The sequence below is a fragment of the Streptosporangium sp. G11 genome, assembly GCF_051192615.1.
In the GTDB taxonomy this organism is placed as follows: domain Bacteria; phylum Actinomycetota; class Actinomycetes; order Streptosporangiales; family Streptosporangiaceae; genus Streptosporangium.
The window spans coordinates 18,525-43,308 of the sequence record NZ_JBPJUQ010000005.1 but is presented as its reverse complement, the minus strand read 5'-3'; the positions used below and the strand labels follow the sequence as shown (position 1 = coordinate 43,308).

Genomic DNA, 24,784 nt, shown 5'->3' with positions numbered 1-24,784 from the left:
GCCCACCCGGGTCCCGTCACCGGAGCATGACCGGGACCAGCCTCATCGGAGCGCTCCACAGCCACTCCTCGGTGATGTAGGTGGAGGTCAGCAGCGTCATCAGGCCGAGGGTCCGCTCGGTCGCGGTGGAGGGGTGGGCGCCGCAGTCGCCGAAGCGGCACATCCACAGCTCGAACATGCTGTCGTCGGAGAGCTGCTCGTGGACCGAGGGCCGCCCCGCGGGGAGCCCGTCGCGCCAGATGTCGACCGACGGGCTGCTGGACGGGAACGCCCCGGCCAGCACGCCGCCGCCCGAGGTGACCGCCCGGCCGACCCCGTCGCGCACCGGCAGGATGCCGCCGGACTGGAAGAGCACCACCCCGCCCCCCGGCGGGCTGGCCACGCGCAGGACCTCCACGTGGGAGGCCTGCTCCGCGCTCCGCAACTCACCGGTCTCCATCGGCGGGCACGACTCCGGCGCGGCGCCCAGGCGCCGGATGACCTCGTCCTCCGGCACCTCGCCGACGAACGCCACGCACAGTTCCTCGTTGTAGTCCTCGTACGAGAACATCATCGCGTCGACGGTGTTCTGGAGCTCGCGGAGCCTGGGGCTGACGCTGGGGGCCCCCGGCAGGTGGGCGAACAGGTCGGCCATCTCGGTGAAGAGGGCCTGGGCGCCGGGGGAGCGGCCCGCGATGCACGGCCGCCAGGGGTCGGCGCCCGCGGCGAGCAGGATTCGTACGGCGTCGTCCCAGCCGTGGCGGACGGCCTCCCACAGCGGAGTGGCGCCGTCGGTGTCGACGGGGTCGACCTCCGCGCCCGAGGCCAGCAGCAGCTCGATCACCCGGGTGGCGCCCTCCTGGGCGGCCTGGTGCAGGGGGGTCGTGCGCAGCCACGGCAGTCGTCGGCCGGGGTCGAACCCGTTCGCCAGCCGCTGACGGATCTGCGCCAGGTTGGTGTCGCGCCACGCGTCGACGTCCTCGGCCCACTCGTCTTCGCCCACTTTTATCCCATCTTGTCGTACTGAGCGGATCCAACCAGTTCCGTACGACAGTTCTCGGTCAGTGTCCGTCGTGAGAGGCGGTCGGAGGCGCGGGTGGTCTCGGGGAGGCGGTAGCGGGGCGTCAGGTTCAGCACGTTGTGGCAGGCGGTGTCGAGGTCGACGCGGTGACCGGTGGAGACGAAGACGGGCTTGACCCCGTCCCGGGTGCGCAGCACGCGGCCGACGACGTCGCCGTCCAGCGTCAGGTCGGTCCACGCGCCCCGCTCGGGCGCGGGCTCGGGGTAGGTGCCGACGAAGGCGGTCTTGCCGACGCCGATCGTGGGCAGTCCCGTGAGCACGCCGAGGTGGCAGGCCAGGCCGAAGCGGCGCGGATGCGCCAGCCCGTATCCGTCGCAGACGACCAGGTCAGGGGGCATGGACAGCCGTTCAAGGGCGTCCAGCAGCGCGGGGACCTCCCGGAAGGCGAGCAGTCCCGGGACGTAGTCGAAGGTCACCCTCCCGGCCACGGCGACCTCTTCGACGATCTCCAGCGTCGTCCCGTCCAGGACGGTCACCGCCGCCGCCAGCCGGTCCCTGTCGTAGGCGACGTCCACTCCCGCGATCCTGGAGGGGTGGTGGGGTCCAGGGCCGGTCAGATCGAGCAGTGCCCTGAGCTCGTCCTGGATGGCCTCGGCCTCCGTGACAGTGCGCGGCATTTGTACCTTCATGACTCCATGATCGCTACTTTTATAGTATGACGTCATATTTCGGTACTGTTTATCGGATTCTTCGGTGGCCGGTGAAGTCCCTGCGGGGCGAGGAGCTCCGCGAGGCGCGTCTCGACGATCGGGGGCTGGCCGGAGACCGGGCCTACGCGCTCGTCGACGAACGGGAGAACCACGCGGGCAAGGTGCTGTCCGCGCGGCGCCGGGTGGAGACGCTCCACTGGCGCGCCACCTACGGCTCTCCGGAGAGCGGTCCCCAGGAGAACGCCTCCCCCGAAAGCGGTCTCCCCGAAAGCGGTCTCCATGGGAACGGCTTCCGGGGGGACGGCGACGCGCCGACACTGACCGGGCCTGACGGCACCACATGGCACTGGGACGCCCCCGGCCTGGCGGACGCGCTGGCGGAGTCGCTGGGCCGGGTGAGCCTGCGTGCCGCCGACGGGCAGCAGGACCGGGGCCCGACCGTGCTGGTCACCTTCGAGGCGTCCCTGGCGGCCCTGGGCGACGAGCTCGGCAGGCCGGTGGACCTGCTCAGGTTCCGGCCCAACCTGCACCTCACGACCGACGCGCCCGCGTTCGACGAGGAGGGCTGGGCGCCCGGCACCACGGTCACCGCGGGCGAGGCCGAACTCACCGTCACCGGCGAGCAGGCGGGGCCCTGCGTCAGGTGCGTCGTGCCCAGCTGGGACCCCGAGGGGCGCGAGCGCTGGCCCGATCTGCAGAAATGGCTGATCGGCGAGCACGAGAACAAGTTCGGCGTGATCATGCGGGTCACCCGCCCCGGCACCGTCCGCCTCGGAGACCGTGCCACCGCCACCCCCGTCCGCCCCTGACCCCTCACCGCAGCCCCGCCCCCCACCGCCCCGTTCGGTACGGCGCCCCGGCCCTCGGCCGCGCCGGATTGCCCGCCGGTCCGGCCGGAAACTAGGGTGCGGGGGAGAGACGCGGGGATTCGGGGAAAGGGCGATACATGTCGGTGCTCGTGGCGTTCAGCGTGACCCCCATCGGAGCGGGGGAGGACGTCGGCGAGCTCGTCTCCGAGGCCGTGCGCGTCGTCCGCGCCTCCGGCCTGCCCAACAGGACCGACGCCATGTTCACCACGGTCGAGGGCGAGACCTGGGACGAGGTCATGGCCGTCGTCAAGGACGCCGTCGCGGCGGTCGAGGCCCGCGCCGGCCGGGTCAGTCTCGTCCTCAAGGCGGACATCCGCGAGGGGGCGGGTGGCCGCCTGGAGGCCAAGGTCGCCACCGTCGAGCGGCATCTCGCCCCGTAACGTCCCTCGTGGCCGGGGACGCCCGCCGTGTGCCGGTCATTCGCCGTGCCCGCTCGCTCCCCGGCGGCCCGTGACGTCCTTCGGGGCCGGGAGACGCGCACGCGGTGTCTTCCGCCGAGGGCTTCAGGCCCCCGCGCGTCCTCGTGGCCCGGGTCGCCGGTCTCGCCCAGAGCGTAATGGGAACACCAACGGGGGCGAGATCGTTCTGCAGGCACGGGCGACTTCAGGAGCGTGAGCCGCATGGCGGGCAGCAGATCGATCGGGCGTCTCCTGGCGGGCGGGCTGGCGCTGGCCGCCGCCGGGTGGGTGCTGAAGGACATTCCCTCGGAGCTCGGGGGCAAGGCCGAGGGGGAGCGGCTGGAGCGGATGCGCCGCTCACCGCAGTTCCACGACGGCGTCTTCCGCAACTCCACGCCCGGCGGCTTCGTGCCCTCCGCGCAGAGCACGCGGGAGATCGCCTGGAACATGCTCCGCGACCCCGAGGAGCGCCGTCCGGCCGCGCCGATCCCCGTGGTGACCTCACCGGCCGGTGGGCCGTCCCCGGCGGGGCTGAGCGTCATCTGGTACGGCCACGCCACCGCGCTGCTGGAGATCGAGGGGCGCCGGGTGCTCGTCGACCCGGTGTGGAGCAGGCGCGCCTCGCCCTCCCAGCTGGTCGGCCCGCGGCGCCTGCATCCAGCGCCGGGGCCGCTGGCGGGCCTTCCGCCGCTCGACGCGATCGTGATCTCGCACGACCACTACGATCACCTCGACCGCGCGACGGTCCGCGGGCTCACCGCGCTGCAGACCGCCCCGTTCCTGGTGCCGCTGGGCATCGGCGCCCACCTGGAGCGGTGGGGCGTGCCCGCCTCGCGGATCATCGAGCTCGACTGGGACGAGGAGGCGATCGTCGCGGGCCTGCGGTTCGTCGCCACCGCCGCCCGCCACTTCTCCGGCCGCACCTTCAATCGGAACGTCACCCTGTGGGGTTCCTGGGTGATCGCCGCAGGGGAGAAGAAGGTCTTCTACGCGGGCGACTCCGGATATTTCGACGGATACGCGAGGATCGGCGCCGCGCACGGCCCGTTCGACCTCACGCTCATGCCGATCGGCGCCTACAACGCCGCCTGGCCCGACATCCACATGGACCCCGAGGAGGCGGTCAACGCCCACCTCGACCTGGGCGGCAGGTTGCTCCTCCCGGTCCACTGGGCGACCTTCGCCCTCGCCACGCACCCGTGGGCCGAGCCGGTCGACCGCCTGTGGCGCGAGGCCAAGGCCCGCGATGTCCGCATCGCCGTTCCCCGTCCAGGTGAGCGCGTCGACACCGCCGACGTGCCCATGCTGGAGAGCTGGTGGGAGATGCTGCACGGTGGTGAGACGTCCCGTCCGCCCCGGCAGGTGCCGGCGTCGCCGCCCGCCTCTCCACCCCTGGGCTCCGACCCCAGGCTCTGACCGGCGGGTGCGCGACACCCCGGGGCCTCCAGCCCTGACCGGCGGGCGCGACGCCCCGGGGCCTCAGATCCCGGCGGTCCTCGCCGACAGGCGGGTACGGACGACGAGATCGTGCACCGCGCCCGCCGACGGCGCGGTGTCGGGAAGGCGGGAGGACTCCTGTGCCTCCTCCAGCTCCCCGGCCAGCCGGGTGACGTCGTCCGCCAGCCGCTCTGGGCCCGGTGCGCCCGACGGCAGCGGGCCGTGCTCGGCGGAGCGCTTGGCGGCCATCAGGTCGCCGAGATACGGCGGGCCGCCGGGCAGCCGGGTGAGGTCGGCCTCCAGCTCTCCGGTGCGCATCAGGTGGATGCCGGTGAGCAGCACGCGGAAGGTGTAGAGCAGGGGCTTGAGCTCGCCGGAGCGCTCGAACAGCCGCCACTGGGTGCGGGCGAAGCCCAGATAGTGGTGGGCGTGGTGGCGGGTGACGCAGCCGGGGGCGACGGCGATCATCTCCTGGTGGACCGGTGAGGTGGTCACCACCAGCGGGGAGAGCAGCTGCTCCAGCACGTAGCCGTTGCGGCGCAGCAGCAGGCGGCAGAACTTGGCCAGGTCGTGGGTGACGAGGTCGACCTCGACGCCGTCGCGGACCCAGGAGCGGGTGAGGGTCTCCTCGCCCGTCCGCAGGCCGACCACCTCCTCCAGCGGCAGCAGGTGCACGCCGCGCAGGTCGACGTCGGAGTCGGCCGAGGGAAAGCCGTACAGGTGCGCCCCGCTGACCGTGGCGAACGCGGCGGGGTGCGCCTGTTCGGCGGGGATCTCGGCCAGCCAGGAGGGCAGGGTGACGGTCACAGCGCGGCCTCCCTCGTGCTCGTCAGGTATCGCTCCACGCGCCGCAGGTCGGGCTCGGCGGGCAGCACGCCCGTACCGTCGAACCCCGCCAGCAGCTCGCGGCGCCAGCGGTCGACCTCGGTCCAGGGGAGCTCGCCCCGCCGTACGGCGAGCAGCCGGTCGCGGTGGGCGTCCATCCGGACCAGGGGCTCGCCGTGGCGGGCCAGGTGCAGGCCGCTGAGCAGCAGGCGGATCATGTGCATGGCCTGCTTCCATTTGGGGTGCGCGGGGTCCAGGCGGCGGAACTGGGCGTTGGCGTATCCCACGAAGGTCTGGTTGGCGCGTTCGGACAGGAAGGCGTCCCGGATGGCGAGGAGTTCCTCGCCCGCCGCCGTGGTGTGCTCGACGATCGGAGACCACAGGCACTCCAGGACCGTCGGGTTGGCCTCCAGCGCGAGACCGCAGAACCGCTCGACCTCCCACGAGAACTGCTCGGGCAGCGGCCCGTCGAGGTGCGTGGGCGGCTTGGCCAGCCGCCAGAACAGCCGGGTCGGCGCCACGAAGACCCCGCGCCGGTCGACGTCCGACCCCTCGGTCTCCAGCCCGTATGCCCGCGAGCCGACCACCACCGACAGCACCGAGTGATCCGGGACGTACCGTACATCCATCCGCACAGCCTGCCAGGCCCGCTCCCGGCGCGGGTACGGGTTTTCGCGCGCGGGGCGGCGGGAGGCCGATCCGTTCGCGGGCGAGGAGTCGGTACGAGGAGTCGGTACGAGGTCCGTTCGCGGGCGAAGGGTCGGTATGAGATTCGTTCGCGGGCGTGGGGTCAGTACAGGTTTTCGCGGGCGTCGACGCTCAGGTCGTCGTCGATCACCTTGGCCGACCACTCCAGGTCCAGCTGGTCCTTGAGGATCCGGCCGAGCGTGGGCAGCGACTCGCGGGCCGGCCACCGCTCCGGCTGCCAGAGCGCCGAGCGCCGGAAGGCCTTGGAGCAGTGGAAGAAGCACTCGCGCACCTCGACGCTCACCGCCAGCGTGGGGAGTTTGCCCTTCACACGCAGGCGCTCCATGTACGGGGCCTGGCTGACCACCCGCGCCACCCCGTTGACGCGCAGGGTCTCCTCGGTGCCCGGCACCACGAACAGCAGGCCGACGTGCGGGTTGGCGACGATGTTGCGCAGGCTGTCAACCCGGCGGTTGCCGGGCCGGTCGGGGATCACCAGCGTGTGGTCGTCGAGGACCAGCACGCCGCCGGGCTCCTCGCCGCGCGGGGAGACGTCGCAGGTGCCGTCGGGTCCCGAGGTCGCCAGCAGGACGAACGGCGAGGCGGCGATGAAGTCGCGGGCGTACTCGTCGATGTGGCCGATGTCCTTGCGCAGGACGACCTCCCCGACCTCCCCGACGATCCGGCGAAGCTCTTCTTCCGAGGTGACCGTGACGATCTGACCGGTCTCACCGGTATCGAGGGAAGTCATGCGGTAAGGCTAGCCTTGCTCGAATCCCGCCTCAACGTCCCCTTGGCCGTTTCCGAATGGGCACGGGTGAGCCTCCGGCCGTTTCCCGGCGGGCGCGCGTGAGCGTCCCCGGGGCGGGGCCGGGCGGGCGCGGGTGGGCCTTTGGGTGGGGCCCGGCGGGACGCCCGCCAAAGGCCCTCGGCCGGTCCGGTGGCGGGCCGGATCTCACCGTCAGGCGGCGAGGGTCGCGTGCATCTCCCAGACCAGGATCTCGGTCGGGTCGGTCGCGGTGACGCGCCGGCCGCCGGTGGCGGTGAGGCGGGCGGCGTCGCCCTCGGCGAGGTGCCCGGCCCCCTCCAGGTCGACGGTGCCGCGAGGGACGAACAGGTGCAGGAACGGGGCCTCGGGCAGTTCCACGCTCTGGCCGGGCTGGAGCCTGGCCACGTGCAGCGCGGCGTACCGGTTGTTGATCCGGATGGCGCTGCGGTCCTTGTCCCTGGCCATGCCCGAGGCCACCGGGATCAGGGCGCCGCCGAGCAGTTCGGCGTCGATCTCCAGTTGCTCGTAACCGGGAGTGAGCCCGTCCTCATCAGGTACCACCCACATCTGGATGAAGTGCACCGGATCGGTATGCTGCTCACCCTGGAGCCGCCACGAGTCGTTCTTCTCCGAATGGAGGATGCCCGTCCCCGCGCTCATCCGCTGGGCCAGTCCCGGATAGATGACCCCGGAGTGGCCCTCGGAGTCCTGGTGGACGAGGGATCCGCGCAGCACCCAGGTGACGATCTCCATGTCCCGGTGGGGGTGGGTGTCGAAGCCGGTGCCGGGCTTGACGATGTCGTCGTTGTTGACGAGAAGTACGCCGTGGTGGCTGTTGGCCGGGTCCTGGTGGCGGCCGAAGGAGAAGGAGTGCTTTGAGTCCAGCCACTGGATCTTGGTGGCGGCACGCTCGCCGGACCTGCGGATGTCGATGCTCATGTCTGGTCTTCCTCTCACCCTGCTTTGTTGAAACTTAAACTAGAGAGCCGCCTGAAATGTTCCTCACATCTCCGGGTTGGGGAGATCTTGCTTACCGATCCGAATATGATGTGTGGCGATTTATCACTACGCGGGCCGCGGCTGACCTTGTCCTGACGGGAAGCGGCCTACGCGATCTACCAGGGGGAACAGTGCTGGGCTTGCTTTCGCGTGCTCCGAGGCCGCTGGGTCGATGAGCGCCCCCGCCGACGCCGCGAAAATCGCTCCCTACGACTACGAGAGGTTCAGCAGGCTCGCCGGGCCCGTGACCGAACCGGAACCCGGGGTGCCCTACCGCGTGAGCTACCGCTCCCTGCTGGCCACCGAGCCACACCGGGTGCGGGCGGTGCTGCTGATGGTCGCGGCGCTTCTCGTGGAGTTCACCCTGATGGTCTGGCTGCTGCTGCCCGACCACTGGACCGTACGGCCCGACCCCTATGGCACGATCCCGTGGTATCTGCCGGTGGCCGACCGCATCATGCTCGTCGCCATCGCCCTGATCGAGGTCTTCCGGCTGGTCAGCGTGGTCTCCAACGTGCACGCCATGCTGGCGGCCAGGGACCCGGTTCCGGTCGCGCCCGAGGCCGGCACCCGGGTGGCCTTCATCACCACCTGCGTGCCCGGCAAGGAGCCGCTGGAGATGGTCAGGGAGACCCTGGCCGCCGCGCTGAAGATCCGCCACGACGGGGTGCTCGACGTCTGGCTGCTGGACGAGGGCGACGACCCCGACATCCACGAGCTCTGCGACTGGCTGGGCGCCCACCACTTCACCCGCAAGGGCGTGCCCGAGTGGAACCGGCCCAAGGGCAGCTTCCGGGCCAAGACCAAGCACGGCAACTACAACAGCTGGCTGGACGCGCACGGCGACGACTACGACTTCTTCGTCTCGGTCGACACCGACCACGTACCGCTCCCGGAGTTCTGTGAGCGCATGCTCGGTTACTTCCGCGACCCGCGGGTGGCCTTCGTCGTCGGCCCCCAGGTCTACGGCAACTACGACGCCGGGGTCACCAAGGCCGCCGAGAGCCAGCAGTTCCTGTTCCACTCGCTGATCCAGCGCGCGGGCAACTTGTACGGCGCGCCGATGTTCGTCGGCACCAACAACGCCGTGCGCATCCGCGCGCTCAAGCAGATCGGCGGGCTGTACGACTCGATCACCGAGGACATGGCCACCGGCATCGAGTTCCACCGCTCCCGCGACCCGGAGACCGGGCTGCGCTGGATGTCGGTCTACACCCCCGACGTGCTGGCCGTGGGGGAGGGGCCGTCGTCGTGGACCGACTTCTTCACCCAGCAGCTGCGCTGGAGCCGGGGCACCTACGAGACGCTGCTCACCCAGTTCTGGAGGGCGGCGCCGAAACTCTCGCCCGGACGGTTCTTCAACTACACCCTGATGGTGACCTTCTACCCGATGTCCGCGCTCAACTGGCTGCTGGCCGGGCTCAGCGCCACCCTGTTCATGGCCGTCGGGGGCTCCGGCGTGACCGTGCCGATGGACGTGTGGCTCATGCTGTACGGCGACGCGGCGCTGCTGCAGGTCATGCTCTACACCTGGAACCGGCGGCACAACGTCAGCCCGCACGAGCCGGAGGGCTCCTCGGGGGTGGCCGGGATGGTCATGTCGGCGTTGTCGGCGCCCATCTACGTCACCTCGCTGATCGGCGCCGCGCTGCGCAGGCCCAGCAAGTTCGTGGTCACCCCCAAGGGCGACTCGGCCAGCCCCGACCAGATCGCCACGTTCCGCATCCACCTGTGGTGGGCGGCGATCTTCGGCGGCGGCCTCCTGCTGACCGTTTTCTGGACCGGCCACATCCACCTGGTCATGACCCTCTGGGGAATCCTCGCCCTGGTCATCTGCCTGGGACCGCTCACGACCTGGGCCTGGAACCTGCGGGCGGCCAAGGCCGGCCTGCGAGCGGTCGGTGACGAGTCGTGAGCCGCCTGCGCAAGCACCTGGTCGGGATGGCGGTGGTGGCCGCCGTCCTCGCGATCAACCTGCCCGCCGTCGCGGGCTTCGCCACCGAGAAGTGGCGCGACTACCGCATCAACCAGGACGAGTACAAGGCCTCCCACGGCCACTGGGCCTTCCTCGACGTCCCGGAGAAGTTCAAGGTCAACGCCATTCACGCCGCGCTGCTGCACACCGGCAAGGTGCTCATCGTCGCCGGCTCCGGCAACAACGCCGCCAACTTCGACAAGGGCACCTTCAAGACCGTGCTGTGGGACCCGGCGAAGCCGGGCGGGCCGGATGAGTTCAAGCTGGTCGACACACCCGTCGACTTCTTCTGCGCCGGACACGTGATGCTGCCCGACGGCAAGCTTCTCATCGCGGGCGGCACGGGCCGGTTCGAGGTGCTGAAGGCCAAGGTCAAGCGGGCCGCGGGCGCCCTGACCATCAAGAACGAGGACCCCGACGCCGAGCCCAGGGAGTTTCACCCCGGCACGCTGCTGACCGCCCCCGGCGGGCAGGTCTACCGCACCACCGCCCACGTCAGCGTGCCGCCCGCCAAGAAGGTCGAGACCGGCCTGCCGGGCAAGGTGCGGATCCGGCCCAGCCAGACCAAGGTCTTCGCCGAGGCGGTCGAGGAGGGCGCGGCGGGCCTGCTCACCGCCCCGGCCGGCTCCCTCAAGTACGAGATCCAGGGACTCAAGGGCCGGGAGAAGCGCGACCTGTACGCCATGGGCGGCAGCATGACGATGGACAAGCAGGACTTCCAAGGCATCAGGGACGCCTACGAGTTCGACCCCGTCACCGAGCGCTACAGCAAGGTCCAGGACATGGCCGAGGGGCGCTGGTACCCGACCATGACCGCCCTGCCCGACGGCAGGGTGATGACCGTCTCGGGACTCGACGTCGTGGGGCAGATCACCAGGGACAACGAGATCTACAACCCCCGGACGAAGACCTGGCGGCCCGGCCCCAAGAGGTTCTTCCCCACCTACCCCGCGCTGTTCCTGCTGGAGGACGACACCCTCTTCTTCTCCGGCATGAGCGCCGGGTACGGCCCCGGCCAGCTCGCGCTGCGTCCCCCCGGCATCTGGGACTACCGCCGCGACACCGACCGGCCGGTGAAGACCGTCGGCGGCGTCGGAGGTGTGGCGCCCGACGAGATGGAGGCGTTCACCCCCGTACCCGGGCTGCCCCAGCCCGAGCTGAACGAGACCGGCGCCTCCGTGCTGCTGCCGCCCGCGCAGGAGCAGCGGGTCATGGTGATGGGCGGTGGACCGGTCGGGGAACGCCAGCCGGGCCTGCCCAACGCCACCGCCAGGACCGCCATCGTCGACCTCACCGAGGCCAGCCCGCGCTACGTCAGGGGGCCCGACCTGTCCGACCCGGTGCGCTACCCGAACGCCGTGCTGCTGCCCGACGACACCGTGCTCTCCTTCAACGGCTCCAGCGACTACCGGGGACGCGGCGCCAGCGACGTCCTGCGCGCGGAGGTCTACCGCCCGGAGAGCAACAGCTTCCACCAGGCCGCGGCGCCCGCCGTCGGCCGCAACTACCACGCCGAGGGTCTCCTGCTGCCCGACGGGCGGGTGCTCGGCATGGGCTCCGACCCGCTCTTCGCCGACAAGGCGGGCTCGCTCCCGGGCACCTTCGACCAGCGCATCGAGATCTACACGCCGACCTACCTGTACAACGGCGAGAAGGCGCCGGTGTTCACCGGCGGGCGCGAGAGCGTGTTCCTGGGCCGCAGGGCCGGCTTCCAGACCCCCGACGCCGAGCGCATCCACCAGGTACGGCTGATGCGCCCGAGCGCCGTCACCCACGTCACCGACGTGGAGCAGCGCTCGATCAGGCTGGACTTCACCCGGGTGAGCACCGGGATCATCGCGGAGATACCCTCCAATCCGGCCCTGGTGCCCCCAGGGTGGTACATGCTGTTCGGGGTCACCGAGCGGGGAACGCCGTCCCCGGCTCGCTGGGTCCACATCCAAGGAGAGGGCTGACATGTTCCCAGCGGCCCTCTCGCGGCGTACGGCGCCCCCCACTTCTGCTCCCCGAAGCCGCCAGGCCCGGGATCCCCACGCCGGAGGTATTCGATGAACAGGTACGGCCTCGTAGCCGCGCTGGCTCTCGCTCTCGCGACGGCGGCCTGCACCGGTGACCCCGCGCCGCCCACCGCCTCCGGGAGCGCCCCGTCCGGGGACGCCGTCTCCGGTCCCGCGAGCGGTTTCTACGTCGACCCCGACGGCGCCGCCGCCCAGGAGGTCCGCAAGCTCGAGGGGGAGGGCAGGACCGAGGAGGCCGGGCTGATCCGTAAGATCGCCGACCGGCCCAACGCGATCTGGATCGGCGACCAGGATCCGCGCGACAGGGTCGCCGCCATCACCACCAAGGCCCGGGAGGCGGGTCGGATCCCGGTCCTGGTGGCGTACCACATCCCCAACCGCGACTGCGGGCAGTTCTCCGCGGGCGGCGCCGCCGGCGCGGAGGAGTACCGCTCCTGGATCGGCCGGTTCGCCGAGGGTATCGGCGACCGGCCGGCCCTGGTCGTCGTCGAGCCCGACGCGCTCGCCCACATCCTGGACAACTGCACCCAGGGCGGCCAGGCCGGCGAGCGCCTGGACCTGCTCCGCGGCGCGGTGGAGACGCTGAAGAAGCAGCCCGCCGCCAAGGTCTACGTCGACGCGGGGAACGCCGGCTGGATCAAGAACCCGGGCGAGTGGGCCGAACCCATGCGCAGGGCCGGGGTGCCCCAGGCGGACGGCTTCGCCTTCAACGTCAGCAACTTCTTCACCGTGAAGGAGAGCGTCGCCGTCGCCGAACGGCTCTCGGACGCGGTCGGCGGGGCCCACTACGTCATCGACACCTCCCGCAACGGCAACGGCCCCGTCCGCGACGCGCAGGGCGACGACGCGTGGTGCAACCCCAAGGGCCGCGCGCTCGGCGCGGAGCCGACCACCGAGACCGGCCAGGAGCGGGTGGACGCCTTCCTGTGGATCAAGCGGCCGGGGGAGTCGGACGGCGAATGCCACCGGGGAGAGCCCCGCGCCGGCGACTGGTTCCCCGAATACGCGCTGGAACTCGCGCGTAACGCGAGATAGCCGCTTATTCGTTATATCTTCGATCTTGCAGGTCAAGATTGCTTCGCAGGAGATTGACCGGAGTTGTCAGTTTTTCAGCGACCCTCTGGGAGCTTTCCTCGATGAACAGATGGAAGACGGTCATCGTCGCACTGGCGGTAACCCTGCCAAGCGGCGTCCTACCGGCCGCGGTGCTTCCCGCCGGTGTGCTGCCCACCGGCGCGTTGCCCGCCGCCACCGCGCTGTCCGCGGTCCCCCCGATCGAGAACGGTGAGACCCAACCGGCCTACTCGCGCGCCGACGCGCTCACCGAGACCGTGTTCGTCGAGGTCGCCGGGGTCGACAGTGACGCCGACGGCCGCCCCGACCGGGTCGCCGTCGACATCATGCGCCCCAAGGAGACCGCCTCGGGGCTGAAGGTCCCGGTCATCATGGAGGCCAGCCCCTACTACGCGGGCGGCAACGACGTGCCCAACCACGTCGTCGACCTGGACGGCTCCGACCCCGCGGGCATGGAGTACCGGCGCAACAAGTTCAACGACCTGCGCGACGAGATGTTCGGCGTCGACGGCTCCGACGTGAACCGCGCGGTCGCGGCGCCCTTCCGCGGCTACTACGACAACTACTTCGTGCCGCGCGGCTACGCGATCGCGCTGGTGGAGAACCTCGGCTCGGGACGGGCGACCGGCTGCCCCACGACCGGCCTGGACAACGAGACCGCGGGCCCCAAGGCCGCGATCGACTGGCTCAACGGCCGCGCCCGGGGGTTCGACGCGGCCGGGAACGAGATCAGGGCCGGCTGGTCCACCGGGAACGTCGGCATGATCGGCGTCTCCTACAACGGCACGCTGCCCAACGCCGTCGCGGCGACCGGGGTCAAGGGGCTCAAGGCGATCGTGCCGATCGCGGCCATCTCCTCCTGGTACGACTACTACCGCGCCAACGGCGGCGTGCTGGCCCCCGGCGGCTACCAGGGCGAGGACGCCGACGTGCTCGCCCGCTACGTCCTGACCCGCGAGAACGCCACGCAGACCTGCGGCGCGCTGATGGACCGGATCAAGGAGGACCAGGACCGGGTCACCGGCGACTACTCCGACTTCTGGGACGAGCGCAACTACCTCACCGACGTGCGCAAGGTCCGCGCCGCCGTCTTCCTGGTGCACGGCCTCAACGACTGGAACGTCAAGACCAAGCAGGCCGTCCAGTGGTGGGACGCCCTCGCGGAGCGGAACGTGCCCCGCAAGATCTGGCTCCACCAGGGCGCGCACTTCAACCCGTTCTCCTTCGCCGGGCGCAACGCCGAGTGGCTGCGCCAGCTCCACCGCTGGTTCGACTTCCACCTGTACGGCCTGCGCAACGGCATCATGGACGAGCCGCAGGCCGACGTGGAGTCGGGCCCGGGACAGTGGGCCCAGCACGCCTCGTGGCCGCTGCCCGGCACCCGCGCCGCGCGGCTCCACCTGGCCGCCGGCGGGGAGGGCCGCAACGGCACCCTGAGCGCCGACCGCTCCCGGGGCCGCACCGTCGAGTCCTTCGTCGACCAGAGCGCCCGCACCGCCGAGCAGCTCGCGGAGAACGCCGAGGCCGTCGACCCCAACCGCCTGGCCTACCTGTCGGGCCCCCTGGCCCGCGACGCGCGCCTGTCCGGCACCCCAGAGGTCTCGGTGCGCGCCGCGTTCAAGGGCGGGCGCTCGCCGTACCTGACGGCGCTGCTCGTCGACTACGGCACCGACACGCGCGCGTACGGCAACGTCGTCTACGGCGACACCCAGGTCTGCTACGGCCAGGGAGTGCCCGGCGACACCGGTTGTGCCCGGCTGGCCGAGCACGCCACGGCCACCGCCCCCTACAAGATCATCACAAGGGGCTGGCTCGACGTCCGCAACCGCCACTCCGCCTCCAGGACCGAGCTCCTGCGCGAGGGCCGCTTCTACGACTTCCGCTTCGATCTCCAGCCGAACGACTACGTCGTCAAGGCGGGCCACCGGATCGGCGTCGTGCTCGTCTCCACCGACCGCGACTTCACCCTGCGCCTGCCCCCGGGGACCGGCGTCTCGGTCGACCCGGGGTCCAGCTCGGTCACCCTGCCGGTCGTCGGCGGGCGCTTCGCCCTTCGCTGACGTCTCCGGGCTCCCTCTGAGCACGCGGGCCCCTGCGAAAAGCACGGCCCGCGCCCTCCACCGGGAACACGAAGTGCGCTCCTGAGAGCACACCCCCCGGCCCTCTCCCGGGCCGGGGGGTGTCATGGCGCGCGAGACCCCGCCGGATCAGTAGTGCTCGAAGACGCAGTGGGCCGCCACGGTCTCGCTCGAACCGTCCGCCCGCACGCCGGTGATGCGCTCGGCCGGCTTAAGCGCGCCCGGGAGGTCCCCCTCGGCGTCCTCGCCCGCCAGTCCGAGCTCGGTCCGCTCGGCGAGGTACGCGCCGGAGGCGTCGTCGCCGGGGAACATCCAGTCGAAGCCGAGGGCGTACCGCCCTCGACAGGGGCGGTGACCGGGTGATTTTCCGCGATTTAGAGGGATTTGGAAGTCCGGCGAAGGTGCGATCCCCTTCAGGTCATGGAAAACCACTGCTTCCGGGCCCCCGGACGGCAGGGAGAACCCTGGCTTGTCCCTGACATCGGGGCTCCGGCCTGCCGCCGGGCCCGGCGGGGGCCTAGCGTGGAGTGCATGGGACGAATTCTTCTGATCGTGGCGGCCGTGGTGATCGGCTTCCTCCTGCTGGGCTCGATTCTGGGCTTCCTCTTCACGCTCCTCAAGTGGGCTCTGATCATCGGCCTGGTGGGCGTGGTGGTCATGTTCGTGAGCAGGCTCTTCCGCTCCTCGAACGCGCGCGACTGACCGGCGTCCGGCGGCAGCGGCCCCGGCGAGACCGGCGCCCGGCCCGGGCGCCGGGCCGTCGCCGGTCGCCCGGGACCGGCAGCATCGTCGCCAGGACGGCCGCCCTGGTCTCGCGGGCCGGGACGCTCTCCGGCAGCCAGCTCTCCGCCTCCGGCAGGTGGTCGCCGATCAGCGCGGTGACGTCCGCGCGATCGCCCGCCGACAGGGGGGTGCGGCGCTCCAGCAGCGGGACGGCGACCTCCCGGGCGGCCGCGGCGACGTCGTCGTGGAACGAGAGCAGGGTGAGGCGGCGGTACGGGGTGGGCACGGCGGGCAAGGTCTCGGCCACCGGGTCGCCGGCCGGCCGATCCACCGGGAGCCGTGCGGCTCGCGGTGGTCGTTCGGCCGGGACACGACCTCGCCGGAGGCCAGGAGGGCGGGGAGCACGATCCGGCGTCGCCGCAGCAGGATCTCGGCCGTCCGGTCCATCGTCTTCTCTCCCCGGCGGAAACTCCCTGCCGAAGAACGCGAAGAGGGGCGGAGAGCGGACGCGCTAGACCTTTTTAGCCAAAAAAAGAAAGAAGAAGGAAGCACGTCCAGGAGCCGCCCCTCGGGGGGTGACCGTACTGGCCCCCGCCCCTTTTGTCGTCCGGTTTCCGGTCCCCGCGCCCGCCGGCGTCCCGGCGGGCACGTGCCCGCCGGGACGCCGACAGGCGGGTGTCTCCCGCCGTCTCCCGCTGTCCTTCGCCGTCTCCGGTCAGTCCCGGGACACGTGCTTCAGCTGGAGGTCGTCGAGCAGGGTCCGGGTCGCGGCGGCCACCGCCTCGACGGCTCGCTCGAAGGCCTCCGCGTTGCGCGTCGACGGGGAGCGGAAGCCCGACACCTTGCGGACGTACTGCAGCGCGGCGGCTCGTACGTCGTCGTCGGTCACATCGCTGGCGTAGGGCTCACGAAGGGTCTTGATACTCCGGCACATGACAGGACGGTACTCCGTCTCGCGGCCCTCCGGCTCCCTCCGGCCTCGCCGGGACCGTCCGGTGGGTCCTGCCCGCCGGGTTCGCCCGGCCGGGCTCGACCTGAGCCCGGCCGCCGGATCGCGCCGAGGCGGGTGGCCGCCCGCCGGGGAGCGTCGGTGGTCAGCCGTCGCGCTCGCACTGGATCGCGTCGGCGCTCAGGATGGCGCCGAGAAGCCCGGGAAAGAGCGCGTCGAGGTCACGCCGGCGCAGCGCGTTCATCTTGGCCGTGCCCCGGTAGACCTGGTTGATCACGCCCGCCTCGCGCAGCACCCGGAAGTGGTGGGTGGTGGTCGACTTGGTGATCACCAGGTCGATCGCCGAGCAGGGGGCCTCCCCGTCCTCCCCCAGCCGCCACAGGAAGCGCACGATCTGAAGGCGCATCGGGTCGGACAGCGCGTGCAGCACGCCCTCCAGACGGATCTCCCCGCACGCGGGGTGCTCCAGAGCCCTGACGGACGCGGTCGACACGGTGGTTCCTCCTGTGAGTCGACTCGATTGTACGAAATCAATCGTAGTTTGACATCTGTCGTAGTACGTAGACTATCGTATTACCTGCGAAGCCGGGGCGCCGCCCCGTGACCCCTCCCGAAGGAAGAAGGAACACGACAGTGAGCGCCCTGTTCGAGCCCCTGACGTTGAGGTCCCTCACCATCCCCAACCGGATCTGGATGGCCCCGATGTGCCAGTACTCCGCGGCGGTCGAGGGGCCGGAGCAGGGGGCGCCGACCGACTGGCACCTGTCCCACCTGGCCGCCCGCGCGGTGGGCGGTGCCGGGCTCATCCTGACCGAGGCCACCGCGGTGACGCCGGAGGGCCGCATCAGCCCGGCCGACCTCGGGCTCTGGAACGACCGCCAGCTGGGGGCGTTCACCCGCATCACCCGCTTCCTGCTGGAGCACGGCACCGTGCCCGGCATCCAGCTCGCGCACGCGGGACGCAAGGCCTCCACCCGCCGCCCCTGGCAGGGCGGCTCGCCCACCGGCCCCGGCGAGCACGGCTGGCAGCCGGTCGGGCCGAGCCCCATCCCCTTCAACGACGGCCATCCCGCCCCCACGGAGCTGAGCGCCGCCGACATCGACCGGATCGTGGACGACTTCGCCGCCGCGGCGAGGCGGGCCCTGGCCGCGGGCTTCCAGGTGGCCGAGATCCACGGCGCGCACGGCTACCTGATCGCCGAGTTCCTGTCGCCCTTCAGCAACCACCGCACCGACGCGTACGGCGGCTCGTACGAGAACCGCACCCGGTTCGCGCTCCGGGTCGTCGACGCGGTGCGCGCGGTCTGGCCGGACGAGCTTCCCCTCTTCTTCCGCGTCTCGGCCACCGACTGGCTGGCCGAGGACCCCGCGGACGACAGGGAGGGCTGGAGCGCGGACGACACCGTCCGCTTCGCCAAGGACCTGCTCGCCCACGGCGTCGACCTGCTCGACGCCTCGACCGGCGGCAACGTCGCCGGGGCGCGCATCCCCACGGGGCCCGGCTACCAGGTGCCGTACGCGGCCAGGGTGAAGGCCGAGACCGACCTGCCGGTGGGCGCGGTCGGTGAGATCACCCGGCCCCGGCAGGCCGAGGAGATCATCGTCTCGGGCCAGGCCGACGCCGTCCTGCTCGGCCGCGAGCTGCTGCGCGACCCGTACTGGCCGAACCTCGCCGCCCGTGAGCTCGGCTCCGCCGGAGCCCGCTGGCCCGACCAGTATCACCGCGCGGTCTGACCCGGCTCCGGCCGCCACCCGCGCACGTCCCCTCCGCCGGGCGGGGAGGTGACCCGTCCGGACGAGGGGACGCGCGCGGGTGGGGCGGAAGGCGACGAACCGGTCCGCCAGGGGGGACGCGGGCCGGTCCGCCCGTCAGGGGGAGTGGCGATGAACGGACCGGCCCGCCAGGGGGCGAACCCCCGGGGGTCGAGCGGGCCGGTCCGGGATCATGGGATGGCGCGGCGCAGGGCCACCGCGTCCCGGCGGACCGCGGCGGGAGCGTGGCCGTCGACGAGCAGGCGGCGCATCAGGACCGCGACCTCGCCCATGGTCTCCGGGCGGAAGCCGCGGCGGGTCACCTCCTGGGTGCCGATCCGCAGGCCCCGCGCGGGCTCACCGGGAGGCTGTCCCGGGAGACGGACACCGCTGAGATAGACGCCGCCCTCGGCCAGCAGCCGGGCGGCCTCGTCCCCGCCGCCGAACGCGGCGGCGTCCACCGCCACGTGGTGCGAGGCGGTCCAGCCCCGGTGGGCGGCGGTCACGGCGAAGCCCTCGCCGTCCAGCGCCGCGGCCAGCGCCCCGGCGCCGGCGAGGCAGCGGTCGGCGTACGCGGAACCCCCCGCGGCGTGCTCGGCGGCGGCGAGGGCCAGCGGCGCCAGGCGCGAGGCGTCGTAGTTGGCGGTCAGGCCGGGGTAGGCGGTCGCCGACACCTGACGGGCGAGATCCTCGTCGCGGGTCACGACGGCCGCGCCGGGCGGGCCGCCGAAGGACGTGTAGGTGGACATGGTCACCAGGTGCGCGCCCTCGTCCAGCGGCCGCTGGAACCGGCCGCCCGCGATGAGTCCCGCCACGTGCGAGGCGTCGTAGACCAGCAGGGCGCCCACCTCGTCGCACGCCGCCCGCACCGCCGCGACGTCGTACGGGAACAGCATCAGGCTCGCGCCGACCACCACCAGCGCGGGCCGGTGCTCGCGCAGGAACGCCGGCAGGGCGGCGTGGTCGACGTCGAGCCGCCCGGCGTCGTAGGGCAGCTCGGCGACCCGCAGGCCCCGGATCCCGGCGGCGCCCTGGGCGTGGTGGCTGGCGTGGCCCCCGGCGGTCTCCGGCAGCACCGCGATCGTGTCGCCGGGGCTGGTGAACGCGCCGTAGCAGGCGAGGTTGGCCAGCGTGGCGCTCTGCAGCCGCACCTCGGCGAACTCTCCGCCCATCAGCGCCGCGACCTGGAGCGGGGCCAGCACCTCCAGCACGTCCAGCTCGTCCAGGCCGGTCTGGCGCTTCTCTCCCGGCCAGCCCATCGACGGGCGGCAGCCCAGGGAGATCTCGTGCGCGGTCCTGGCACGCTCGCTCATCGTGTTGGTGCCCGCGTACAGCACCACGCCGTCCTCGTCGAGGCGGCCGCGGTGCTCGGCCAGCACCGCGTCGACCAGCCGGGAGATCGCGTCGAGACCCAGACCGTCCACCTCGGCCTCGAGCTCGGCCAGGCGCAGCTGTGCGCGCGGCGGCGCCCACGGGGCGACGCGGCTGCGCTCCTCCACGAGGTTCCTTTCACCGGGCGATCGGGCTGCTCCCACAGGGCGGACTCCCAAAATGAACAAGTGCGACGCTACGGCTCGGGCCAGATCGCGTCATCGTTCCGCCGCCGGAGATCCTTCCTACATCTGTAGGATTGGAACGTGATAGCGGATGACGTTCAGGACCTGCTGGAGTCGCTCGCCGCGGCCGTGGGCCGGGGCATGTCCGTGGACGACCTGGAGGGCCGGGTCGTCGCGCACAGCGCCCACCACGGGGAGGTCGATCCGGTCAGGGCACAGGCCATCCTCTCGCGGTCGGTTCCCGCGGAGGTGGGGGCCTGGCAGGAGGCGCACGGGGTGGCGGTGACCCGCGATCCGGTACGGGTCCCGAGAAATCCTGACCTGGGGATGGCGGCCAGGCTCTGCGTGCCCCTGCTCCACCAGGACCGCCGCGTCGGCTACCTCTGGATCATCGAGGGGCCGGACCCGCTGAACCCGCAGGAGCAGGACAGGGCCGTGCGCGACGCCGCCGCGATCGCAGCCCTGCTCGACGACGGAGGCAGCTCCCACACCCTCAGCCAGCTGCTCACCGGTGAGATCGGCGTGCGGCGGGCGGCCGGTGTGCTCGGCGAGGGGCCGCTGCGGATCCTGGCGCTGCGGGGCGACCCGGACGGCCTGCGCGAGGCGGTCGGCGCGGAGCTGGGCAGGGCGCGCCGCCCACCGGCCTTCACGATCCTGGACCGCCACGCCGTGCTGCTGCTGAACCGCGGCGAGGACGCGGTGGCGCTGGGGGAGCGGCTGGCCGCCAGGACCCGCTCGGGCGCAGGGATCAGCGCCCCGCACCCGGGGCTGGAGTCGGCCGTGCGGGCGCACGAGGAGGCGCTCACCGCGGCCAGGGCCGCGGCGGCGGAACCCGCGCTGCGGCCGGTCGCCCGCTGGCCGGACCTGGGCGTCTACCGGCTGCTCACCGAGCCGGTCGCGGGCCAGCAGGGCCCGGCCGGCGGCCCGCTCGACGCGCTGCGCGAGCACCCGGCGCTCCTCGTCACCCTGGAGACCTATCTGGACAGCGGGGGAGACGCCCAGGAGACGGCCAGGCTGCTCCACCTGCACCGCACCAGCCTCTATTACCGTCTCACCAGAATCGAGCAGCTGGCGGGCCGCAATCTGAAGAACGGAACCCACAGGTTAGAACTCCATCTCGCGCTCAAGCTCGGTCGCTGGAATGCGGTGTAATGACCGGATAATTCGGGCACAGCACTCCGGTGCTGCAGTTGATCAACGAGATCATGACCATCATCGTCGTGCTCACGCTCATCCCGCTGTCGTTGGTCCTGGTGTCCGTGGTCGTTCTCGTCGCGCTGGCCGCGTTGGCTCTGGCGACCTCGCGGGAGCAGGATGGGAGCACGACATCCCGGAGGTAAGACGGTGCGGCAGCTCAGCGCGGTGGATACGCAGTTCCTGAATTTCGAGACCTCGACGAACGTCGCGAACATCGGGGGGCTCGCGATCCTGTCGGGCGAGCTGTCGCGCGCTGACCTGGTGTCGCTGCTGGCCCGGCGGCTCCACCTGGCCGCGCCCTTCAGCGCGAGGCTCGCCTTCGTCCCGTTCGGCCTGGACCATCCGTACTGGACCGAGGACTCCGAGATCGACCTCGACTACCACGTGCGCGAGATCGCGCTGCCCAGGCCGGGCAGCGACAAGCAGCTGGGCGAGCAGGTGGCCAGGCTGCACGCCCGCCGCCTCGACCGGCGCCGCCCGCTCTGGGAGATGTATCTGATCCACGGCCTGCGCGGCGACCGTACGGCCCTCTACATGAAGGTCCACCACGCGGCGGTCGACGGCGTCACCGGCGCCGACGTGCTGGCCGGTCTGCTGGACACCTCCCCCGAGCCCGCCGAGGTCGGGCCGGCGCCCGAGGGCGAGCCGGAGGAGGAGATCGACACGGGGGAGATGGTCGCCAGGGGGCTGGCCAAGGCCGTCGTCAACCCGGCCAACACGATACGGTTCCTGATCGGCGCCGTCCCCCACCTCGACGAGATCCCGCTGATCTCCCAGGTGCCCGGGGCGGGGCTGGTCTCGCGGCTCACCAGGGACCTGGTCACCTACCTGTCCGGGTCCGGGGCCGCCGAGGTGCCCGCCATGCCCCGCATGACCGTTCCCCGCACCCCGTTCAGCGGCAGGATCAGCGCGCACCGGCGGTTCGCCTACACCACCCTGCCGCTGGAGGACGTCAAGCTGGTCAAGAACGCCTTCGGCGTCACGGTGAACGACGTGGTGATGGCCCTGTGCGCCGGGGCGCTGCGCCAGTGGCTGCTCAAGCACGACGCGCTGCCCGAGCAGCCCCTCGTCGCCGGGGTGCCGTTCTCGCTCCGTCTCCCCGGAGACCAGAGCGAGGGCAACCAGGTCAGCATCATGATCACCACGCTGGCGACGCAGGTCGCCGACCCGGTGGAGCGATTGCTGGCGGTACGGGACGCCATGCGGCTGATCAAGGACCGCTCGTCGCTCGCCCCGGCGCGCTGGCTCCAGCAGCTCAGCGACATGATGCCCTCCGCGCTGACCGGCCTGGCCTCCCGGGCGGCCTTCAACCTGTTCGCCGGCAGCTCGGGCCCGATCAACGTGGTGATCTCCAACGTGCCCGGCCCGCAGCTCCCCCTTTACGTGAGCGGGGCCAGGCTTCTCTCGTACCACCCGGTCTCCGTCGTGACCGACGCCAGCGGCGGTCTCAACATCACGGTCTTCTCCTACGACGGCTCACTTGACGTCGGCGTGATCGCCTGCAGGGACATGGTCCCCGACGTGTGGACCGTCACCGACTATCTCAGGGACGCCCTCGTCGAGCTCAAGTTCCTCGTTGAGGAGCAGTGACAGGCCGGGGGCGTCCTCGACGAAGCGCAGGGCCTTCTCCAAACAGACGATCGACCCCTTCTCGTGCCTGTTGACGAACCGGATGTCGTCGGCCAGGGCCTGCATGATCAGCAGTCCCCGGCCGTGCTCCGAGGTGGGGGCGGGGGACGTTGCGCGGGAGAAGTCGAAGCCGTTGCCCGCGTCCACCACCTTGATGACGCAACGGTCCCTCGACAGCTCGGTGCTGACCATGTAGTCGTCGCTGGGCGTGGCGTGCTGGATGACGTTGGAACACGCCTCCGAGAGCATGAGCTGGATGTCCTCGCGAATCTGCGGTATCACGCCCAGGGCGTGTAGCGAGGAGTCGAGAAGTTGCCTGATCACGGGAACACTCGCAGCGTCACGCGGCAGACGCAACGCGATCGTGGCCTCCACGGTCCCCTCCTTTCGCAGCCGATGTAGAAGCCTTGCCCCGGGCGCCCCGTCCTAATCGGGGATGGGTGATCGTGTCCCTGGAAAGCGGCACGACATGGCAAAGCAAAGCTTCTGGACAAATGGCCGGATGTGCGGAGGATTCCCTCCGGGGCCGGGCGCGGAACGCCCGCCGGGCGGGGGTCACAGGCCCCCGCCCGGCTTCGGTGATCGAGGGACGCTAGCCCGAGAAGGCGTCCACCGCGGCCTGGCAGAAGGCCTTGAGATCGTCGGGCCTGCGGCTGGTGATCATCGTGTTCGGGCCCGAGGAGCAGATCACGACCTCCTGGTCCTCCCAGGTCGCTCCGGCGTTGCGCAGGTCGGTACGCAGGCTCGGCCAGGACGTGACCTTGCGGCCGCGTACCGCGTCGGCCTCGATCAGTGTCCAGGCCGCGTGGCAGATGGCCGCGACGGGCTTGCCCGCGTCGACGAAGGCCTTCACGAAGCCGACGGCCTCCGGCACGGTCCGCAGCAGATCGGGGTTGGCGACGCCGCCGGGCAGCACCAGCCCGTCGAAGCCGGCGGCCGAGGCCTCCTGGACCGTCGCGTCCACCGGGAACCTGTCGGCCCTGTCGAGGTGGTTGAACGCCTGGACCTCGCCCCGCTCGGTGGAGATGAGCCGGGGAGTTCCCCCCGCCTGCTTGACGGCCTTCCACGGCTCGGTGAGCTCGACCTGCTCGATGCCCTCCGGGGCCACGAGAAACGCGATCGTCTTGCCGTTCAGCATGTCGTCCCCTTCGTTGACGTGCGGTTATGTCATCAACGGGATGCCATGCCCGCCGTGCCGGGATCTATGCGAGAGCTGTCGGCTCCAGGACGGACCTTGCGCCGGCGGAGGCCGGAGGCGATGAGCCGGGTGACGAGCTCGCGCGAGGACACGGCCTCGGCGCCCAGCGCGACGGCCCGCTCGTAGACGGTCTCGGGAACGTCGTAGTGGTCGCGGTCGAACGCCCGGCGCGGCGCGCCGAGCAGTTCCGCGAAGGCGTGCAGCTCCCCGGTCGAGTTGTCGCTGACCAGGTGCGACCAGAGCAGGCCGTGCGGACCCGGCCAGTTGGGCGGGTCGATGAGCACGCTCACCGCCGGGCGAGGTCGAGCGCGACCTCCAGGGCGGCGGCCTGGCGTTCCTCGTCGGAGATCTCCTCGCCCCTGAGCATGAACCACGAGGCGTGCAGCGCGAACAGGGCCATCGAGTGCCTCAGCTGGGTGGGCAGGGGGTCTTCCGGATCGACGAGGAAGGTGAGCAGCTCGAACATCCGCTCGCGGTTCTTCTCCATCGTCGGGTGGTTCTTGAGCGAGGCCTGGTTGCGCTCGAAGAACCGCATGATCTCGTGGTGCCTGCCCCGGTGCAGGTCGTGGGAGTAGCGGCGGATCAGCTCGTCGCGCGTCTCGTCGGTGCGCGGCTGGGACCGGGCCCAGGCGATCAGCTCCTCGATGGCCCTCACCCGGTTCTCCGCCAGGCTGGCGATGATGTCGTCCTTGGTTTTGAAGTGGTAGTAAAGGGCCGCTTTGGTCACGCCGAGGGCCTCCGCGATCTCGCGGAGCGAGGTGACCTCGTACCCCTGCTCCGTGAAGAGCTTCAGGGCGATCTCCTGGATGCGTGTCCGTGTGTCGGCGTTTTCCCTCATGGTTCCCTTACCGAGAAACTGACTTGACGGCCGGCAAGTAAGCGGCTTACATTCCAGCATATCCGACGCTAGCCGGTCGGCAAGTAAGTAAGATCAAAAACAG

General features: G+C 71.4%; 27 protein-coding genes. 12 read left to right on the top strand and 15 right to left on the bottom strand.

What is annotated here, in order from left to right; translation table 11 throughout:
- Positions 1-16: 16 nt before the first annotated feature.
- Both ACSDR0_RS07020 and ACSDR0_RS07015 read right to left on the bottom strand, forming a co-directional pair.
- Entirely contained in the window at positions 17-982 is a 966-nt protein-coding gene (locus tag ACSDR0_RS07020; RefSeq protein ID WP_435287920.1) for an ankyrin repeat domain-containing protein, read from the bottom strand.
- Positions 983-984: 2 nt separating this feature from the next.
- Positions 985-1,689, bottom strand: coding sequence for an endonuclease V (locus tag ACSDR0_RS07015; RefSeq protein WP_435287919.1), 705 nt, complete (start codon positions 1,687-1,689; stop codon positions 985-987).
- Positions 1,690-1,715: 26 nt separating this feature from the next.
- On the opposite strand from ACSDR0_RS07015, the gene ACSDR0_RS07010 reads away from it, so the two are divergent.
- The 3 genes from ACSDR0_RS07010 (at position 1,716) to ACSDR0_RS07000 (ending at position 4,393) form a co-directional block, all read left to right on the top strand.
- Positions 1,716-2,519 (top strand): MOSC domain-containing protein, encoded by an 804-nt coding sequence (locus ACSDR0_RS07010; RefSeq protein ID WP_435287918.1) that lies wholly within the window; start codon positions 1,716-1,718, stop codon positions 2,517-2,519.
- Between the two features lie 137 nt (positions 2,520-2,656).
- The gene (locus tag ACSDR0_RS07005) at positions 2,657-2,959 is read left to right on the top strand and encodes a thiamine-binding protein (protein ID WP_435287917.1); all 303 of its coding nucleotides are present in this window, start codon (positions 2,657-2,659) and stop codon (positions 2,957-2,959) included.
- A 240-nt stretch (positions 2,960-3,199) separates the two neighbouring features.
- On the top strand, positions 3,200-4,393 hold the full coding sequence (locus tag ACSDR0_RS07000; RefSeq protein WP_435287916.1) for an MBL fold metallo-hydrolase: 1,194 nt from the start codon (positions 3,200-3,202) through the stop codon (positions 4,391-4,393).
- Between the two features lie 63 nt (positions 4,394-4,456).
- Here ACSDR0_RS07000 and ACSDR0_RS06995 read toward each other — a convergent pair whose 3' ends face one another.
- From ACSDR0_RS06995 to ACSDR0_RS06980, 4 genes are all read right to left on the bottom strand, one after another.
- A complete protein-coding gene (locus ACSDR0_RS06995; protein ID WP_435287915.1) occupies positions 4,457-5,221 on the bottom strand; it encodes a nucleotidyltransferase domain-containing protein in 765 nt (254 codons plus the stop codon).
- Entirely contained in the window at positions 5,218-5,868 is a 651-nt protein-coding gene (locus ACSDR0_RS06990; protein ID WP_435287914.1) for a nucleotidyltransferase domain-containing protein, read from the bottom strand. Before ACSDR0_RS06990 ends, ACSDR0_RS06995 begins: the two co-directional genes overlap by 4 nt.
- 161 nt (positions 5,869-6,029) lie before the next feature.
- A complete protein-coding gene (locus tag ACSDR0_RS06985) occupies positions 6,030-6,677 on the bottom strand; it encodes a pyridoxamine 5'-phosphate oxidase family protein (RefSeq protein ID WP_435287913.1) in 648 nt (215 codons plus the stop codon).
- 210 nt (positions 6,678-6,887) lie between these two features.
- Positions 6,888-7,634 carry a pirin family protein gene (locus ACSDR0_RS06980; RefSeq protein WP_435287912.1) on the bottom strand — a complete coding sequence of 249 codons (747 nt, stop codon included), beginning with the start codon at positions 7,632-7,634 and terminating at the stop codon, positions 6,888-6,890.
- Between the two features lie 232 nt (positions 7,635-7,866).
- On the opposite strand from ACSDR0_RS06980, the gene ACSDR0_RS06975 reads away from it, so the two are divergent.
- From ACSDR0_RS06975 to ACSDR0_RS06960, 4 genes are all read left to right on the top strand, one after another.
- On the top strand, positions 7,867-9,609 hold the full coding sequence (locus ACSDR0_RS06975; protein ID WP_435287911.1) for a glycosyltransferase family 2 protein: 1,743 nt from the start codon (positions 7,867-7,869) through the stop codon (positions 9,607-9,609).
- On the top strand, positions 9,606-11,624 hold the full coding sequence (locus ACSDR0_RS06970) for a galactose oxidase-like domain-containing protein (RefSeq protein ID WP_435287910.1): 2,019 nt from the start codon (positions 9,606-9,608) through the stop codon (positions 11,622-11,624). Before ACSDR0_RS06975 ends, ACSDR0_RS06970 begins: the two co-directional genes overlap by 4 nt.
- Positions 11,625-11,717: 93 nt before the next feature.
- Positions 11,718-12,722, top strand: a complete 1,005-nt coding sequence (locus tag ACSDR0_RS06965; RefSeq protein ID WP_435287909.1) for a glycoside hydrolase family 6 protein — start codon at positions 11,718-11,720, stop codon at positions 12,720-12,722.
- A gap of 101 nt (positions 12,723-12,823) precedes the next feature.
- Positions 12,824-14,821, top strand: a complete 1,998-nt coding sequence (locus ACSDR0_RS06960; RefSeq protein WP_435287908.1) for a Xaa-Pro dipeptidyl-peptidase — start codon at positions 12,824-12,826, stop codon at positions 14,819-14,821.
- Positions 14,822-14,968: 147 nt separating this feature from the next.
- Here ACSDR0_RS06960 and ACSDR0_RS06955 read toward each other — a convergent pair whose 3' ends face one another.
- Positions 14,969-15,151, bottom strand: coding sequence for a hypothetical protein (locus ACSDR0_RS06955; RefSeq protein WP_435287907.1), 183 nt, complete (start codon positions 15,149-15,151; stop codon positions 14,969-14,971).
- A gap of 219 nt (positions 15,152-15,370) precedes the next feature.
- On the opposite strand from ACSDR0_RS06955, the gene ACSDR0_RS06950 reads away from it, so the two are divergent.
- Positions 15,371-15,541 carry a hypothetical protein gene (locus ACSDR0_RS06950; protein WP_435287906.1) on the top strand — a complete coding sequence of 57 codons (171 nt, stop codon included), beginning with the start codon at positions 15,371-15,373 and terminating at the stop codon, positions 15,539-15,541.
- Here ACSDR0_RS06950 and ACSDR0_RS06945 read toward each other — a convergent pair.
- The 3 genes from ACSDR0_RS06945 to ACSDR0_RS06935 form a co-directional block, all read right to left on the bottom strand.
- On the bottom strand, positions 15,495-15,869 hold the full coding sequence (locus tag ACSDR0_RS06945) for a hypothetical protein (RefSeq protein ID WP_435287905.1): 375 nt from the start codon (positions 15,867-15,869) through the stop codon (positions 15,495-15,497). The two genes, ACSDR0_RS06950 and ACSDR0_RS06945, sit on opposite strands and share 47 nt — an antisense overlap.
- Positions 15,870-16,277: 408 nt before the next feature.
- Positions 16,278-16,496 carry a DUF2277 domain-containing protein gene (locus ACSDR0_RS06940; protein WP_362686632.1) on the bottom strand — a complete coding sequence of 73 codons (219 nt, stop codon included), beginning with the start codon at positions 16,494-16,496 and terminating at the stop codon, positions 16,278-16,280.
- 160 nt (positions 16,497-16,656) lie between these two features.
- Positions 16,657-17,004, bottom strand: a complete 348-nt coding sequence (locus tag ACSDR0_RS06935; protein WP_435287904.1) for an ArsR/SmtB family transcription factor — start codon at positions 17,002-17,004, stop codon at positions 16,657-16,659.
- 140 nt (positions 17,005-17,144) lie between these two features.
- Between ACSDR0_RS06935 and ACSDR0_RS06930 the strand changes: the two genes are divergently transcribed.
- Positions 17,145-18,245, top strand: a complete 1,101-nt coding sequence (locus ACSDR0_RS06930) for an NADH:flavin oxidoreductase/NADH oxidase (RefSeq protein WP_435287903.1) — start codon at positions 17,145-17,147, stop codon at positions 18,243-18,245.
- A 209-nt stretch (positions 18,246-18,454) separates the two neighbouring features.
- Here ACSDR0_RS06930 and ACSDR0_RS06925 read toward each other — a convergent pair whose 3' ends face one another.
- A complete protein-coding gene (locus ACSDR0_RS06925) occupies positions 18,455-19,762 on the bottom strand; it encodes a serine hydroxymethyltransferase (RefSeq protein WP_435287902.1) in 1,308 nt (435 codons plus the stop codon).
- Positions 19,763-19,900: 138 nt separating this feature from the next.
- Here ACSDR0_RS06925 and ACSDR0_RS06920 point away from each other — a divergent pair, with 138 nt between their 5' ends.
- The 3 genes from ACSDR0_RS06920 to ACSDR0_RS06910 are packed head-to-tail and all read left to right on the top strand — an operon-like array spanning position 19,901 to position 22,606.
- Positions 19,901-20,971: a PucR family transcriptional regulator gene (locus tag ACSDR0_RS06920; RefSeq protein WP_435287901.1), complete on the top strand. Its 1,071-nt coding sequence runs from the start codon at positions 19,901-19,903 to the stop codon at positions 20,969-20,971.
- A 29-nt stretch (positions 20,972-21,000) separates the two neighbouring features.
- Complete coding sequence (locus ACSDR0_RS06915; RefSeq protein ID WP_435287900.1) at positions 21,001-21,159, top strand: hypothetical protein; 159 nt, start codon at positions 21,001-21,003, stop codon at positions 21,157-21,159.
- Between the two features lie 4 nt (positions 21,160-21,163).
- Positions 21,164-22,606, top strand: a complete 1,443-nt coding sequence (locus ACSDR0_RS06910) for a WS/DGAT/MGAT family O-acyltransferase (RefSeq protein WP_435287899.1) — start codon at positions 21,164-21,166, stop codon at positions 22,604-22,606.
- On the opposite strand, the gene ACSDR0_RS06905 is transcribed toward ACSDR0_RS06910, so the two are convergent.
- The 4 genes from ACSDR0_RS06905 to ACSDR0_RS06890 form a co-directional block, all read right to left on the bottom strand.
- A complete protein-coding gene (locus tag ACSDR0_RS06905) occupies positions 22,493-23,020 on the bottom strand; it encodes an ATP-binding protein (RefSeq protein WP_435287898.1) in 528 nt (175 codons plus the stop codon). The genes ACSDR0_RS06910 and ACSDR0_RS06905 overlap by 114 nt on opposite strands.
- A 217-nt stretch (positions 23,021-23,237) precedes the next feature.
- Entirely contained in the window at positions 23,238-23,783 is a 546-nt protein-coding gene (locus ACSDR0_RS06900) for a type 1 glutamine amidotransferase domain-containing protein (protein WP_435287897.1), read from the bottom strand.
- Between the two features lie 32 nt (positions 23,784-23,815).
- Entirely contained in the window at positions 23,816-24,133 is a 318-nt protein-coding gene (locus ACSDR0_RS06895; protein WP_435287896.1) for a DUF4031 domain-containing protein, read from the bottom strand.
- Positions 24,130-24,681, bottom strand: a complete 552-nt coding sequence (locus tag ACSDR0_RS06890) for a TetR/AcrR family transcriptional regulator (protein WP_435287895.1) — start codon at positions 24,679-24,681, stop codon at positions 24,130-24,132. The genes ACSDR0_RS06895 and ACSDR0_RS06890 overlap by 4 nt, the downstream gene beginning before the upstream one ends.
- Positions 24,682-24,784: the final 103 nt, after the last annotated feature.

Coding starts and splice junctions, on each gene's coding strand:
- ACSDR0_RS07015 (WP_435287919.1), bottom strand. CDS start 1,689: ATGAAGGTACAAATGCCGCGCACTGTCACGGAGGCCGAGGCCATCCAG.
- ACSDR0_RS07010 (WP_435287918.1), top strand. CDS start 1,716: ATGACGTCATATTTCGGTACTGTTTATCGGATTCTTCGGTGGCCGGTG.
- ACSDR0_RS07005 (WP_435287917.1), top strand. CDS start 2,657: ATGTCGGTGCTCGTGGCGTTCAGCGTGACCCCCATCGGAGCGGGGGAG.
- ACSDR0_RS07000 (WP_435287916.1), top strand. CDS start 3,200: ATGGCGGGCAGCAGATCGATCGGGCGTCTCCTGGCGGGCGGGCTGGCG.
- ACSDR0_RS06990 (WP_435287914.1), bottom strand. CDS start 5,868: ATGGATGTACGGTACGTCCCGGATCACTCGGTGCTGTCGGTGGTGGTC.
- ACSDR0_RS06985 (WP_435287913.1), bottom strand. CDS start 6,677: ATGACTTCCCTCGATACCGGTGAGACCGGTCAGATCGTCACGGTCACC.
- ACSDR0_RS06980 (WP_435287912.1), bottom strand. CDS start 7,634: ATGAGCATCGACATCCGCAGGTCCGGCGAGCGTGCCGCCACCAAGATC.
- ACSDR0_RS06975 (WP_435287911.1), top strand. CDS start 7,867: ATGAGCGCCCCCGCCGACGCCGCGAAAATCGCTCCCTACGACTACGAG.
- ACSDR0_RS06965 (WP_435287909.1), top strand. CDS start 11,718: ATGAACAGGTACGGCCTCGTAGCCGCGCTGGCTCTCGCTCTCGCGACG.
- ACSDR0_RS06960 (WP_435287908.1), top strand. CDS start 12,824: ATGAACAGATGGAAGACGGTCATCGTCGCACTGGCGGTAACCCTGCCA.
- ACSDR0_RS06955 (WP_435287907.1), bottom strand. CDS start 15,151: ATGTTCCCCGGCGACGACGCCTCCGGCGCGTACCTCGCCGAGCGGACC.
- ACSDR0_RS06950 (WP_435287906.1), top strand. CDS start 15,371: ATGGGACGAATTCTTCTGATCGTGGCGGCCGTGGTGATCGGCTTCCTC.
- ACSDR0_RS06940 (WP_362686632.1), bottom strand. CDS start 16,496: ATGTGCCGGAGTATCAAGACCCTTCGTGAGCCCTACGCCAGCGATGTG.
- ACSDR0_RS06900 (WP_435287897.1), bottom strand. CDS start 23,783: ATGCTGAACGGCAAGACGATCGCGTTTCTCGTGGCCCCGGAGGGCATC.
- ACSDR0_RS06890 (WP_435287895.1), bottom strand. CDS start 24,681: ATGAGGGAAAACGCCGACACACGGACACGCATCCAGGAGATCGCCCTG.